The sequence below is a fragment of the Ancylobacter sp. genome, assembly GCF_965229075.1.
Lineage (GTDB): Bacteria > Pseudomonadota > Alphaproteobacteria > Rhizobiales > Xanthobacteraceae > Ancylobacter.
Genome location: NZ_CBDDIO010000001.1, coordinates 699282 through 713970, shown reverse-complemented (window position 1 = coordinate 713970; position 14689 = coordinate 699282). Strand labels below are relative to the sequence as shown.

At 69.5% G+C, this 14689-nt stretch carries 11 protein-coding genes; 1 reads left to right on the top strand and 10 read right to left on the bottom strand.

The annotated features are described in order from the left end of the window. Positions 1-456 precede the first annotated feature (456 nt). The 9 genes from ACO07Z_RS03535 to recJ form a co-directional block, all read right to left on the bottom strand. Positions 457-1608, bottom strand: coding sequence for an aminotransferase (locus tag ACO07Z_RS03535; RefSeq protein WP_421697428.1), 1152 nt, complete (start codon positions 1606-1608; stop codon positions 457-459). Positions 1609-1701: 93 nt separating this feature from the next. After that, the gene (locus tag ACO07Z_RS03530; protein ID WP_421697427.1) at positions 1702-2814 is read right to left on the bottom strand and encodes a DUF1513 domain-containing protein; all 1113 of its coding nucleotides are present in this window, start codon (positions 2812-2814) and stop codon (positions 1702-1704) included. Positions 2815-2825: 11 nt separating this feature from the next. Beyond that, positions 2826-3950, bottom strand: coding sequence for an imelysin family protein (locus tag ACO07Z_RS03525; RefSeq protein WP_421697426.1), 1125 nt, complete (start codon positions 3948-3950; stop codon positions 2826-2828). Positions 3951-3965: 15 nt separating this feature from the next. Then, entirely contained in the window at positions 3966-5171 is a 1206-nt protein-coding gene (locus ACO07Z_RS03520; RefSeq protein WP_421697425.1) for a di-heme oxidoredictase family protein, read from the bottom strand. Between the two features lie 221 nt (positions 5172-5392). After that, positions 5393-6862 (bottom strand): multicopper oxidase family protein, encoded by a 1470-nt coding sequence (locus ACO07Z_RS03515; RefSeq protein ID WP_421697424.1) that lies wholly within the window; start codon positions 6860-6862, stop codon positions 5393-5395. Between the two features lie 7 nt (positions 6863-6869). Then, the gene (locus ACO07Z_RS03510) at positions 6870-8162 is read right to left on the bottom strand and encodes an imelysin family protein (RefSeq protein WP_421697423.1); all 1293 of its coding nucleotides are present in this window, start codon (positions 8160-8162) and stop codon (positions 6870-6872) included. Positions 8163-8323: 161 nt separating this feature from the next. Beyond that, positions 8324-8623 carry a hypothetical protein gene (locus tag ACO07Z_RS03505; RefSeq protein ID WP_421697422.1) on the bottom strand — a complete coding sequence of 100 codons (300 nt, stop codon included), beginning with the start codon at positions 8621-8623 and terminating at the stop codon, positions 8324-8326. A gap of 312 nt (positions 8624-8935) precedes the next feature. After that, positions 8936-10246: a TIGR03862 family flavoprotein gene (locus ACO07Z_RS03500; RefSeq protein WP_421697421.1), complete on the bottom strand. Its 1311-nt coding sequence runs from the start codon at positions 10244-10246 to the stop codon at positions 8936-8938. 86 nt (positions 10247-10332) lie between these two features. Beyond that, positions 10333-12153, bottom strand: a complete 1821-nt coding sequence (recJ, locus tag ACO07Z_RS03495; RefSeq protein ID WP_421697879.1) for a single-stranded-DNA-specific exonuclease RecJ — start codon at positions 12151-12153, stop codon at positions 10333-10335. A gap of 167 nt (positions 12154-12320) precedes the next feature. On the opposite strand from recJ, the gene ACO07Z_RS03490 reads away from it, so the two are divergent. Next, positions 12321-13679, top strand: a complete 1359-nt coding sequence (locus ACO07Z_RS03490; RefSeq protein WP_421697420.1) for an esterase-like activity of phytase family protein — start codon at positions 12321-12323, stop codon at positions 13677-13679. Between the two features lie 51 nt (positions 13680-13730). Here the strand turns inward: ACO07Z_RS03490 and ACO07Z_RS03485 are convergent, their stop codons facing one another. Then, positions 13731-14606, bottom strand: coding sequence for a DMT family transporter (locus ACO07Z_RS03485; RefSeq protein ID WP_421697419.1), 876 nt, complete (start codon positions 14604-14606; stop codon positions 13731-13733). Positions 14607-14689 lie beyond the last annotated feature (83 nt).

Genomic DNA, 14689 nt, shown 5'->3' with positions numbered 1-14689 from the left:
CTCAGGTCGCAGCCAACGCCAGACTGGCGCGATTATTCGCCTATTTTTTAATCGAAACTGCAGCAAATTGCACATCACAGCCAGCGCATGCCTGGATAGCCCAATTTTTGCGCAGAACCTCTCGTTCCGCCTGACGCTTTGCTGAAGGCGCAACGTTACGAGCGCGCAGATTGGTGGGGAGCCGGACAGCCTGCTTTGGCGACATCAAAGCGGCGCTCGGCTAAAGCGGCACACGCCATTCGCCGGCATGAGCGGCTGCGACGCTTCCTGCGCCTGCGCCGTCGGCGGCAGCCCAAAGAGGCACAGCTCAAAGCCGAACATGCGGTAGCCGATGGCCCCCTCCCCATCGTGAGGAGGAGAACAGGGACGCCACCACCTCCCCTCAACGTCGAATCCTATTGATATCCTGCTAGCCAGAGGTGCCGCCCGGGACGACGGAATGGCTCGCTTCCGCGCTCAGCCCTGCCGTAGCGTGCCGAGGCGTTCCAGCGCGCGGTCGAGGGTGGCGTCGGTCTTGGCAAAGCACAGCCGCACCACGCTCTCAACCGGATCCTGCGCATAGAAGGCCGAGACGGGGATCGCCGCCACGCCCTCGCGCGCGACCAGCGACAGGCAGAACGGCTCGTCGCGCAGCTGCGGCGACAGCGGGGCGAGATCGACATTGAGGAAATAGGTGCCGGCGGAGGGCAGCACGCTCAGCCCGATTCGCGTCAGCCCTTCCGCCAGCCGGTCGCGCGAGCGCTGGAGGCCGGCGCGCATGGCATGAAACCACTCCCGCTCCTTGCCCAGCCCATAGGCGACGGCGTGCTGCAGCGCCGGCGGCGTGGTGAAGGTGAGAAACTGATGCGCCTTGGACAGCACGCGCATCAGCTCCGGCGCGGCACAGACGAAGCCGACCTTCCAGCCGGTCATGCCGAAGATCTTGCCGGCCGAACCGATCTTCACCGCGCGCTCGCGCATTCCCGGCAGGGCGAGAACGGACTGATGCGCAAGGCCGTCGAAGATGACGTGTTCCCACACCTCGTCGCTCACCAGCACGGCGCCGGAGCGGGTGCAGAAATGGGCAAGCAGCGCGAGTTCTTCCGCGTCGAATACTCGTCCCGTCGGGTTGTGCGGGTTGTTGAACAGAACCAGCTTGGTCCGCGGGGTGAACGCGGCCGCCAGCGCCTCCTCGGTAAGCCGCCAGTGCGGCGGCACCAGCCGAACGAGGCGCGGCACGCCACCGGCGCGCTTCACCAGCGGCAGATAGGCGTCATAAAGCGGCTGGAACAGCACCACCTCGTCGCCCGGCTCGATCAAAGCGAGCAGTGCGCCGGCAATGGCCTCGGTGGCGCCGGACGTGACCATCACCTCGCGCTCGGGATCGAGGTCGAGCCCCTGCCAGTCGCGGTAGTGGGTCGCGACAGCGCGGCGCAGGTCGAGGGTTCCCATCATCGGCGGGTACTGGTTCCAGCCGTCGAGGACCGCCTCCGCTGCCTTCTCACGCACGTCGCGCGGGCCGGGATCGTCCGGGAAACCCTGGCCGAGATTGACCGCCTCATGCTGGCGGGCGAGCGCCGACATGGTCTCGAACACGGTGGTCGGCAGGGCGGCGAAGAGCGAGTTCATTTCACGGAACCGGAGCGGGATAGAGGGCAGTCGAACGCGTCGGCCCTGTTTTATCCGCCGCAGGCGAAAAGAAAAGCGCCTCCTGCCCGGCGCTCAGTTCACCAGGACCGCGTGGTTGTCGTAGCGCGGGCCACCGGAGCGGCGGGCGACGACGCCGACACCCTCGCCATCGGTGGCGATCAGAACTGTCTCGCCGAGGCCGCTGGTGGCGAGGAACTGCCCGGCTTCCCGCGTCGGAGCGAGGCCGCAGCCATCGACCAGCGGCAGCGACCCGATATAGCGCCCGTCGCGCTGCCACAGTGCCACCCGGTTGCCGCGCGGGCTGGCGGCGGCGACAAAGGCGCCCGACGCATCCAGCGCCACCGAGCCGACATAGGTCCGCAGCCCGCGCCACGCCTCGTCCGGCGCGTCGAAGGCCCGTAAGCCCTCTCCCTCCACCGCGTAGAGCAGCGGCCGGGCGACGCCGTCGGCCAGCAGGTCCTGCGCCGCCACCACGGTGAAGCCGTCCGTGCCCGAGGTGAGATGACGCAGCGACAGCGAGGCGAGGTCCTCGCTCAATTCCGCCACCGAGCGCACCGCGCCGCTTGAGGGATCGAGCAGGGCGATGCTGGCGCCCGCAATCTCGGCGCCGAGCGCTTCCGGCGTGTGCGGCTCGATACCACCATTGGCGACGACGAGCGCACCCCCGGCCGGCAGCATGTCGTGCGGGCCGATGCCCGCGGAGGCCCATTCCGCCTCCACTGCGAAGCCCGCCTCCACCACGCGGCGGGTGACGACGCCCTGCCCGTCCGCTCGCGCGATCTCCACCGCGAGGAAGCGCCGCCCGCCGTCGATGAAGCGGCCATGGCCGGAGAACACCCGGCCCTCGCCCGGCTCGAACGTCGCCAGCACCGCGCCCGCACGGCGATCGAACAGCACGGCCGTCGTGCCGGGCCGGCGCGCCACGGCGATGGCGGTGCGCCCGTCCGGGCTCGGCTCCACCCAGTGCAGGCGCTGCGCGCCGGAACCGACCGGCGTGGCGGCGAAGTCCGGGGCGACGACGACGGGCGCGAAGCCGCCGTCAACGCCGGCGGTGGCGAGCCATTCCGCCTCCAGGAGATGATCGCGCGCATGCGCGGCACCGCTGGCGAACAGCACGCGCGGGCCGGCCGCCAGCGCCCCCAGCGCCCCGACCATCGAGCGTCGCGTAAGATCGATGAGGCCCATCCGCCCCTCCCTCAATCGCCGTCGAGGGCGTTGAAGCCGAGCGGCACGCCGAGGCCCGCGGCCAGCGGCCGGGCGACACCCGCCTGCGCCGCCTTGAACACTGTCACCGCCGCCTGCAGCGCCTTGCGGCCTTCGGGCGTGGTCGCCGCCGCGCCGATACCCTCCGGCAGGCCCTGCGCGGTCGCCTGCGCCGCCTGCAGCGTCGCCTGGAAGCTGGCGCGGTCCTTGGCATCGAGGCCGGCGCTGAGCGCTTCGCCGAGCGCGCTGGCACTGGTCACGATGGCGACGATGGTTTCCTTGGAAAGCCCGCTGCGCCGACGGTCGGAGAGCAGCGGCTTGGCCTCGTCGGCGCTCTTGCCGAGCACCACCAGCAGCCGCTGATCGACCACGCGCTGATAGGCCCCGGCGAGGTCGGTGACGATCTGGCTGAGCAGCGCCTTGGGATCGGGGAAATACACCGGATCGGCCTTGCCGGCGACGAGCTGCGCCAGCAGCCCCTCGCTGCGACTGCCCCACCCGGCGCGGAGTTCACCGGCGATGGTGGCGAGGTTGAGCGCGACGGCGCGGCCGAGCGCGCAGCGCCGCGCCGCTTCCGGCCCCGCCACCAGCGCCGCCTCCGCCCCCTGGTCGTAAAGGATGCGCTCCAGCGCCGGCAGCCCCTGCGCGGCGGCGCTGAGGCGGAAAAAGCGCTGCGGCTGCAACCGCTCATCCGTGGGATCGGCGATCAGTTCGGCGATGGAGCGCCCGACGGCGTTGCGCCGCTCCGGGAACAGGTTGAAGCGGTCCGGCCGCAGCGACAGGATGATTGGGCCGAAGGTGACGAACTCCACCGCCGACCAGGCCTCGGAAGCGGCGACGAAACGCGCTTTCAGTTCGGCCACACCCGCCGCCGAAGGCGCGGCGCAGAAGCCGTCCCATGCCGCCTGCTGCGCCTTGGCGGCAACGAGCAGCGCATCGTAGCGTGGCAGCAGCCAGCTCTCCACCACATCAGGGGCGGAAACCGGCGCGGCATGAGCGCGACCGATGAACAGGGTGGTGAGCAGGGTGCCGGCCGCGGCGACCGCCGGCATGCCCTGCGCCGCCTGCGCGATCTGGCTCGCCAGTGCCAGGGCGACGGCGAAGGGGGAACGGCTCATGGGCAGGGTCTCGCTTTAGAGAGAAGAGACATAGTCGATCAGCCGGGCGCGTTCGGCCGGCCCCAGCGCGTCGAAACGCGCGCGGGCGCCGGACGCCTCGCCGCCATGCCAGCGCACCGCCTCGGCGACATCAGCGGCGCGGCCGTCATGCAGCAGCCCGACGCCACGCCGGAGCATGGCGGAAACGCCGGCGAGCGGGGCGGTGCGCCATTCGCCGGCCGCCGCGCCCGGAACGCCGGCGGGGTCGGATAACCCCTCGCCCATGTCGTGCAGCAGCACATCGGTAAAGAGCGCCACCGCGCCGCCGTCACGGGTCGGCAGCGACGGGCGATGACAGGCGGCGCAACCGGTGGCGGCGAACAACCGTGCGCCGCCCGCATCCGGCTCATGTCCCGGCACCTTCAGCGCCCTGAGATAGGTGACGAGACGGCCGACAATGGCCTGGGAAATTTCCGGCTCGCCTTCGCCCTCGCGTCCATGCGGGGCGTTGCGGCAGGCGGTCTGCACCTCGGTGCAGTCCCCCCACGGCTCGGGGCGCAGCGGGGTCGACAGGCCGAGATCGAGCGAAAAGGCTTCCGACGCCTGCCCGGCCAGTGTCGGGTGGCTGGCCTTCCAGCCGAAACGGCCGATGGACGAGCCGCCCTCCGGGGTTTCGAACCGCCGGGCCCGGCCGCGCACGCAGTCGCCGTCGCGATCCTCCTGGTCTTCCAGCGCCAGGATCGCGGCATCGTCCACCAGCTCCAGCTTGCCGCGCCCACGCAGATCCGGCGCCGCCCGCAGCGACATGTGTGTAGCGGCGTCGAGCGGGCCATAGCCGGGCGATTCCAGATGCGGAAGCCGGCGGCCGTGCTCGACCGTCACGGTGAAGGTGCCCTCCGCCGGCACGCCGGGCAGCGTCATGGTCTCCAGCCGGTGGCCATAGACCGGATCGCCACCGCCATCCGTGCGGAACAGGGCAAGCACCAGCCCCAGCCCTTGCGGGCGGCCGGCCGCGTCCAGCGCCGTCGCCCCAGCGCCGCCACCGGCGGGGTGACAGGCCGAGCAGGAGCGCGCATCGAACAGCGGGCCGAGCCCGTCATTGGCGCGGGTGGAACTCGGCGCCGGCACCCAGGGTCGTTCGAACAGCGCCTTGCCGATGGCGGCGTCGAGGCGGGCGTCTTCGGCAATGGTGGGGGTGGCGGCGCCCGCCAACAGGGCGCCGAGGAGGACGACGCCGCCCATGAGGCGGCTGCGCGCCGTCTTCGTGGGATGACGGATGGACGACACGCTGCGCGCGGCCTGTCCGGAAACGGTCGATCCGTCATCCCGGACGCCCGGAGGGCGATCCGGGATCGCAAGCCGAATACGGGACACGATCCCGGCTCTCATGCTTCGCCTGTGGCCGGGATGACGGCACGGCGGCATTTGTGAGCTTTCGCTGCGATCCGGCGCGCGTGCGTCCATCACACCACCCGGAACCAGCCCATCATCCCGGTCTCCATATGCTCCAGGATGTGGCAGTGAAACACCCAGTCGCCGCGTGCCGCGACGAAGGCGGTCTCCACCGCCTCGCCCGGCTGCACCAGCACCGTATCGGCGAAATGGCGCGGCAGGCGGCCGAGGCTGGAGGACATCACCTCGAAGGCGTGGCCGTGCAGATGCACCGGGTGGGGAAAGCGCGTTTCGTTCTTGATCTCCACCACATAGGAGGCGCCCTCCTCCATCCGTGCCAATGGCGGTGGCAGGTTGCGGCGTGTGCCGGTGGGCCAGGATTCCGACTGGATGCCCCAATAGGTGGTGGAGCCGACGCACAGGCTGTCGATCAGCGCCTTGGCCAGCGGATCATCCGGCGGCAGAGCGAGGTCCTTCACCGCCTGGTCGGTCGCCTGCTGCAGGGTGAAGGACAGGCGCGTCGCCTGCTTCAGCGCCGGCTTCGGCAGTTCCGCCTTCGGCAGGGCGAGCGGACCCTTGCGCGGCTTGCCGACCTTGCCGGCGGCGGTGAGGGTGGCGAAGTGATAGATGTCGGCGGCGCGATAATCGCCCAGCGTCACCGGCGAACCGTCGGCCGGCATGCGGATGTCGAGGTCGATGCGCTGGGCCGGACCCATGCGCCAGATGCCATCCGGCAGATCATCAAGCCGGACCGGCGGCAGAGCATGGCCATCAACCGCGATGAGCCAGGCTTCGCCGCCTTCCACGCCGATATCCATGATGCGGGTGGAATCGATGTTGAGGATACGCAGGCGCGCATGGCCGCCGGCGGGCGCCTTAAGCTCAACCGAGGCCGCGCCATTCACCGTGCGGGTGGCCCCGAAGGTGCCGGCCTTGGAAGCGCCGTCCGGCTCGGAGAGCGGCAGGTAGCTGCCGTCCTCCTTCAGCCGCCAGTCCTTCAGGCACAGCACATGCTCGGCATCGAAAGTCGGATCGCGCGAATCCTCGACGATCAGCACGCCGGCGAGGCCCTTGCCGGCCTGCCCGGTCTCGTCGCAATGCGGATGGAAGAAGAAGGTGCCGGGATCGTCCAGCGGCAGCAGATGCACGAAGCGCCCTCCGGGCTGCACCAGCGGCTGGGTCAGGGTGGGCACGCCGTCGAATTCGTTCGGCATACGGATGCCGTGGAAATGCAGGGTCGACCCCTCTTTGATGCCATTGACGAAAATGGCCTTCAGCCGCGCGCCGCGCGGCATGCGCAGGGTGCGGAAGGGCGTGCCGTCATAGGCGAGGATTGGCGTCGCCGGGCCTTCCGGGCCGAGCAGCTTCAGCTCCATCTCGCCGGCAGTGAGCGTCACCTCCTGCGTCGGCTTGAAGGCGGAAACGTCAAAAGGCGCGCGCGCGGCGCCGGTGCGGCTCGGCGCAAGAAGCGCCATGCCGCCGAACGCCACGCCCGCGCCTAGAAAGGCGCGGCGCGAGAGACCCGCGCCGCCGGTGGTCATGGCCGTCTCACTCGCCGACCTTGGACGGGTCGTCGAGGCTGTCGGAGCCTTCGACCTTGATCTTCAGCTTGAGCGCGCCGACGACGCCCTCGATGGCGCGGGTCTGGGCGACGAGCGAATCCACGCCCTTCTGCACCAGCGCGTTGCCCTCGGCATTGCCCTCGCCGATCATCTGGTCATAGGCCTGCTTTCCGGTGTCGGCCTCGTCCTTGATCGCCTTGAGCGCAGCGAGCGCGGCGTCGATCTTGGCCTCGGCCTCCTCGGCGGCCTTCGGCGCCTTGGCTGCCGCATAGGCGGCGACCGAGGCGCCCTCGACCACGGAGCCGTCGACGCGGGTGTACTTGGCCCGATAGATCGAGGCGATGCCGACCTCGTCGTAATAGTGCGAATTGTGGGTGTTGTCGGAGAAGCAGTCATGCTCCTCCTCGGGGTCGTGCAGGATGAGGCCGAGCTTCATCCGCTCGCCCGCGAGTTCGCCATAGGACAGCGAGCCGAGGCCGGTGAGGATGGTGGCGAGCGCGGTCTTGTCCTTCTGCTTCACCACGGCGGCGCGGGCCTTGCCCTTCTTGCCCCACCACTTCGCCATATCCTCAAGGTCGCTCACCAGGAGGTCGGTGGCGGCCTTGAGATAGGCGGCGCGGCGCTCGCAATGGCCGTTGCTGCAGTTTTTGGTGTCGTAATCGGTCGCCGGGCGCTTGCCAGCACCGGGGCCGGTGCCGTTGAGGTCCTGGCCCCAGAGCAGGAACTCGATGGCGTGATAGCCGATGGCGACGTTGGATTCGACGCCGCCCGCCTCCTGCAAGCTGTCCAGCAGTTTCGGCGTGATAGTGGTGGCGTCGATGGTCTTCTTGCCGACGCGGATCTTGGTGTTGGCGATCACATTGGCGGTGTAGAGCGGGTTCTCGTCGGAGGTGTCGCCATAGCTCTTGTCGACATAGTCGATCAGGCCTTCGTCCAGCGGCCAGGCGTTCACGCGGCCTTCCCATTCATCGACGATGGGATTGCCGAAGCGAAAGCCTTCGGTCTGCTGGTAGGGCACGCGGGCGGCTTTCCAGGCGGCCTTGGCGGCGTCGAGATTGGCCTCGGTCGGGGCGGCGATGAGGGTGTTCACCGCGCTCTGCAGGGCCTTGGCGGTGGTCAGGCTGTCCGTGTACATCGCCTCGGCGATGTCGGCATAGGTGGCGACGATGTCGCGCACCTTCGGCGCCGGGGTGTCGGCAGCGGCGGGACCGACGGCGAAGGCCGCTCCCAGCGCGATGGCCGCGGCGAGCGGCGTGGCGAACAGTGATCTGACTCGCATCGTTGGTCTCCTCCCGCGCCCCAGGGGCGCCTCAGCCGGAGACTCCTACGCCACCGCCGAAATCGCCCGCAAGTGTTCGGCCGCAGATTGGAATTGTTTCACTTTGAAACAACAATCCAAATCTGGTTGCGCGACGCAGGCGCGCGGAAGAATACTTGCATTTAACCCGCCACGGATGACGCAACGTCACGAAGCGGGTGCAAGGCTTCGGCAAGTTCGTCGTCGGTGACGGTCGCAAGCGGCTTCATCAGCTTGGCGGCTTCGGTGCGGCGGCCCGGGCGCATCACCAGCACCACCGTCTCCGCGCCACCGCAGGCGGGGTCGCCACAGGCGATCTCGCTGATGGAAATGGTGGTGTCCTCATCCACGCCGAGAATCTGCCGCGCCTTGGCGGCGAGTTCCCGGGCGGCGTCGGGCGCGGCTTCCGCGCTGGCGCCACGGCGAAAAAAAAGACGTGCCATCGTCACTCCCTGCGGCCGTGTTGCATCCCCCCGGAGGCCCGCCTGACAGCAGGTAAGCCCGCTTGCCAGGCCGCGCAAGCGGCGCGGGCGGCATGGCGTGCGTTACAAGTAAAAGATGCCCACTCTAGTTTAGAAATGTAACAATACCGGAAGATATGTGTTGTGAGTGCGCAGAAACGAGAGTATCCACACTCACAACACCGCAGACGAGGCGCGAATACATCAAGCGCCGCTGATCTTGCCGGTGACGATTTCGCGAGGCCACTTCCCGGCAGGTCTCGTGAACCACGCGGGACGACGGCACGCGCTCCCTCAGCCGTCGTCCCGCGTCTCCTCCGCGGCCGGCGCCACCGTCTCCCCCGCCCCCCATTTCCCCGCCCAGGGCGCAGGTAGCGGCATTCCGAGCCGCGCAAGCACGCCGCACGCCGCCGCATGGCCGGTGGCGAACGACGCCTGCAGCAGGTAGCCGCCCGTCGGCGCCTCCCAATCCAGCATTTCGCCGGCGATGAACACGCCCGGGCGCGCGCGCAGCATCAGCCGGTCGTCGACCATGGCGCGCGTGACGCCGCCGGCGGTGGAAATGGCACGCTCCAGCCCGGCCATGGCGGTGACGTTGAGTGGCACCGCCTTGATCCGCGCGGCCAGCACGGTCGGTTCCGCCGGCAGCGGCCCCGCCTCGCGCAGCAGGCCGGCGGCGGCGGGCGAAAGGCCGGACGCCTTGCGCAGGCGATTGGCCATGGTCTCGCCCTTGCGGGTGGCGGCCAGGCGGGCGGCCAGCGTGACCTCGCTCAAATCCGGCCGCAGATCGACAAGGAGCGTGGCGCGGCCCTTGACCGCAATCGCCTCGCGCAGAACGGCGGAGAGCGCATAGACCGCGCCGCCCTCAAGTCCCGCGCCGTCGATCATCGCCTCGCCCCGCACCCGGCGCGCGCCGAGGGACAGCGCGATGCGCTTGAGCGGCACTCCGGCAAAGCGGGCCCGGAACGGTTCCGACCAGCCGATGCGGGCGCCGCTATTGGCCGGGCGGAGTGGGGCGATCTCCACGCCCTGCCCGCGCAGAATCTCCACCCAGCCGCCATCGCTGCCGAGGCGTGGCCAGCTGGCGCCGCCGAGCGCGAGCAGCACGGCGTCGGCCGCCACCTCAACTTCGCCCGTCGGCGTGGCGAAGCGCAGCCCCCCGGCTTCGCTCCAACCGCGCCACAGATGGCTTCGGTTCAGCACAACGCCGAGCCCGTCGAGCCGCGCCAGCCACGCGCGCAGCAGGGGAGAGGCCTTGAAACTGCGCGGGAAGACGCGGCCGGAGGAGCCGACAAAGGTCGCCTCCCCTAGCCCCTCTGCCCAGTCCCGCAGTCGGCCGGGGGGAAATGCGTCGAGCATCGGCGCCAGCCAGTCGGCGGCGTCGGCATAGCGGGCGAGGAAGGGCGCGCGGGCTTCCGAATGGGTGAGGTTCAGCCCGCCGCGCCCGGCGATGAGGAATTTGCGCGCCGGCGAGGCCATGCGCTCGAACAGGGAAACGCGACAGCCGGCCTGTGCCAGCCCCTCAGCGGCGATCAGCGCGGCAGGGCCGGCACCGATGATGGCGACATGGGGAATTGCCGAGTCGCGGCAAGGTTCTGCGGTCACCGGCTGACAGTCCGATTCAGCGCGGGAGGCGTTCGGCCGTCCCACTCGCGATCTGATTCCGAAAGGCTCGCCAACCTCATGATCCTTCACCCGATTTCCGGCGCGCAGGCATCTGTGATGCGCAGGCTCACCTGCGTGCGGCCCTGCCAGGAATCGAGGTCCAGCGTGCCGGCGACATGGAGCAGTTGCCCCCTCGCCTCCCGCAGCGTCGCGCCGAGGGGGGTGTCGACGGCACGGAAGGCGACGGCGGAGATGACAGCGCCATCGCTGCCGCGCAGCCGCACCCGCATCTGCCCGGCGCTGCCGGGTTCGGCATAGACGACGCGATGGGCGGGGAAGGCGAAGATGGGCTGCGGGTTGCCGGCGCCGAATGGCCCGGCGCGCTCGACCAGTTCCACCAGCTCGGCCGTCGCCCCGGCGGCGGACAGCGCACCGTCGATCAGCAGTTCATCCACTGCCCGCGCCTCTTCCACCGTCGCCGCCAGTGCCTGTTCGAGATAGGCGCGCAATTCGCCCAGCCGCTCGCGTGCCACGGTGAGGCCCGCCGCCATGGCATGGCCGCCGCCCTTCACCAATATGCCGGCCTCCACCGCCCCGCGCACCGCCCGCCCGACATCGACGCCGGGGATAGACCGGGCCGAGCCGGCGCCGGTCTCGCCGGTGAAGGCGATAGCGAAGGCGGGGCGGCCGAATTTCTCCTTCAGCCGCGCCGCCACCAGCCCGACAACGCCGGGGTGCCAGCCCTGCCCGCTGGAGAGCACCACCGCCCCCGCCCCGGCATGGCCGAGCGCGGCATCGGCTTCCGCCTCGGCTTCGGCGACGATGGCGCGCTCCACCTGCTGGCGCTCGGTATTGAGGCGGTCGAGCTCGGCAGCAATCGCCTGCGCCTCGATGGGATCGCGGGTCAGCAGCAGCTTGGTTCCGAGCGTCGCATTGCCGATGCGCCCGCCGGCATTGATGCGCGGGCCGAGCAGAAAGCCAAGATGCCACGCCTTGGGCGGGCCGGAGAGGCGTGCGGCGTCCATCAGAGCGGTGAGCCCCGGCCGCTCGCGCTTGCGCAGCTGGATCAGCCCCTTGGTGACATAGGCGCGGTTGAGACCCAGCAGCGGCACCACATCCGCCACCGTGCCCAGCGCGACGAGATCGAGGCTGGCGAGCAGGTCCGGCGCTGGGCGCTCCTTGGTCCACCAGCCGCGGTTGCGCAGTTCGCGCAGCAACCCGACGGCGACGACGAAGACCAGTCCGACGGCACAGAGATGGCCGAGGCCGGAGAGATCGTCGGCGCGGTTGGGGTTCACCAGCGCCGCCACCTCGGGGAGCGCTTCGCCGGCCTGATGATGGTCGATGACCAACACGTCCAGCCCGATGGCGCGGGCGCGGGCGAAGGGCTCGAAGCTCATCGTGCCGCAATCGACCGTCACCAGCAGCGTGGCGCCACGCTCGGCCAGCGCCTCGATAGCGGGGATGTTCGGCCCGTATCCCTCGAAGATGCGGTCGGGAATATGGAAGGCCGGATCGAGCCCGCCGGCACGCAGCACTTCCACCAGCAAGGCGGTGGCGGTGGCGCCGTCGACATCGTAATCGCCGAACACCGCCACCTTCTCCCCGCGAATCACCGCATCGGCGAGGCGGGCGACGCAGGCCGGCATGTCGGTCAGCGTGTCGGGATCGGGCAGCAGGCGCTTCACCGTCGGGTCGAGCCAAGCCTCGACCTCGTCGATGGCGACGCCACGCCCGGCCAAAACGCGGGCGAGGATTTCCGGCACGCCGTGGCGCTGGACGATGGCGAGCGTGGTCTGGGCACCGCGCACGTCCAGCCGCTCGCGCCAGAAGCGGCCGGAAGCCGAACGGTTCACGCCGAGAAAGGGACGCGGCGGCGGGGCGGCGGTGGGAAGGACGAGACTCATGGCGCGCAGGATAAGCCCGAACAACGCGCCCGCGTCGAGAGCTTCGCACGCAAAGACGGGCGCGGGGGCGTCATCGCGCCGTCACGCTGCCGTAACGCGAGGGACATGGGCGGCGGGCAGAAGGCGTTCTCCGGCCTCGCGCCGCATGCTGCTGACAAGGAGCCCCCATGAACCGCCGCCTCCGCCTGTCCCTGCTCGCCGGCGCCGCGCTCGCGCTGCTCGCCACCGGCGCCCGCGCCGACCAGACCTTTCCCGCCACCCTCGCCGGCCATGCCGTGCTCCCGGCGGAAACCTTCATCGCCATGCCGGACGACGCGCCGGAAGACCTTAAGGTCTCCGGCAAGTTCACGACCGGCACGCGCGTCGATGCGGTCGGCACGGTGGAAGGCAAGTCCGCCGGCCGCCCCACCGGCGTGAAGCTGCCCTTCAAGGGCCAGCCGGTGCAGGGCCATTCCGGCATCAAGGTGATGCCGGACGGCAGCTTCTGGATCATCACCGACAACGGCTTCGGTTCCAAGGCCAACAGCCCGGACGCCGCGCTGTTCCTGCGCCACTACACGGTGGACTGGGCCACGGGCACGTTCCAGCCGATCGAGACCGTGTTCCTCACCGATCCCGACAAGAAGGTGCCGTTCCGCATCGTCCATGAGGGGACGGAAAAGCGCTATCTCACCGGCGCCGATTTCGACCTCGAGAGCTTCCAGATCATCGGCGACGACCTGTGGATCGGCGAGGAATTCGGCCCTTATCTCATCAAGGCCGACAAGTCCGGCCGGGTGCAGGCGGTGTTTGAGACCGTGGCCGGCGAGACGCCGGTGCGCTCGCCCGATCACTACGCCGTCGCCTCCCCCGCCGCCCCGAACGCGCCCGCCGCGTTCAACGCCCGCCGCTCCAAGGGCTATGAGGGCATGGCGGCCTCCAAGGACGGCAAATATCTCTACGCCCTGCTCGAAGGCCCGCTGTGGGACGCCGACAAGAAGGACTGGCAGAAGACCGCGGACGGCAAGGAATTCCTGCCCATCCTCGAATTCGACGTGGCGAACCAGAAGTGGACGGGCCGCATGTGGCAGTACGTTCTGGAACAGAACGGCAATGCCATCGGCGACTTCAACATGATCGACGGCACCACCGGCCTGATCATCGAGCGCGACAATGGCGAGGGCACGGCCGACAAGGCCTGCGCCGCCGGGACCAAGGGGCCGGACTGCTTCCACGACCTCGCCACGTTCAAGCGCATCTACAAGATCGAGCTGACCGACGCCGATGCCGGCCAGAGCGTGCGCAAGATCGGCCATATCGACCTGATGAAGATCGCCGACCCGAACAAGAAGGCGCGCAAGCCGCTCAATGACGGCGTGCTGACCTTCCCCTTCTTCACCATCGAGAATGTCGACGTGGTCGACGCCACCCACATCGTGGTCGGCAACGACAACAACCTGCCCTTCTCCTCCTCGCGCGATCCCGCAAAGGCGGACGACAATGAGCTGATCCTGCTTGAAGTGGGCGAGTTCCTGAAGGCGAAGTAAGCCGAACGCCGAAAGACGGGCCGGGGCGGCGACGCTCCGGCCTTCGCTCGCTCACGCCGTGTCGGGCAAGGTCGGGTCCGGCAGGTTGCGCGGCCGGCGCAGGATGAGCGCCACGCCCGCCACCATGACGAGACCGCCGATCACCTTCAGCGGCGAAGGATCGTCGCCGATCAGCAGGATGCCGAAGGCGACGGTGAGCAGCGGGTTCAGCATCGAATAGGGCACAACGGCGTTGATGGAATGGCGCTGCAGCAGCCAGTACCAGATGCCATAGGCGAGGATCGACGACGCGATGGCGCTGTAGGCGACGCAGAACCAGCCATGCCAGCCCGCGCTCGCCACCATGCCCCAGCGATCGCCCTCGAAGAACCACGACATCAGCAGGATCTGCGGGATCGCGAACAGCGACGACCAGCCCATGATGGTCATCGGCTTGATGTCCTTGAGCTGCTTGATGATGAGATTGGTCACCGCCCAGCCGGTGGCGCTCACCACGAGCAGAAACAGCGCCAGCGGCGGCGGCAGCGTGGGGCCCAGCGCGAGCACGAAGATGCCCGCCACCGACACCGCCAGCCCGGCGAGGCGCACCCGGCCGAGCGGCTCTTTCAGCACCAGACAGGCAAGCACCGTCGCGATCGGCGCGCCGAGCTGGATGATCACGGCGCTGGTGCCGGCCTCCGAATCGGCCAGCGCGGCGAAGAGCAGGCCGAAATGCACGGTGCCGAAGGTGAAGGAGACCAGCAGCACGCCCGGCACCTGGTCACGGCGCAGACGCAGCACCGGGCACAGCAGCGCCGCCACCAGCGTGAAGCGCAGCGCGCTCATCAGCATCGGCGGAATCTCCGCGATGCCCTGTTTGATGACGATCATGTTGAGGGCCCACACGCAAATGACGGTGAGCGCGAGCAGCTTGTGCTTGAACGGCATGGGACCGGGACGACAGAAAACGGAGAGACGACCCGGAAACGGGCAGCATGCGCCAGCGAGTCGCCGGCCCGTCCGCTGATAGG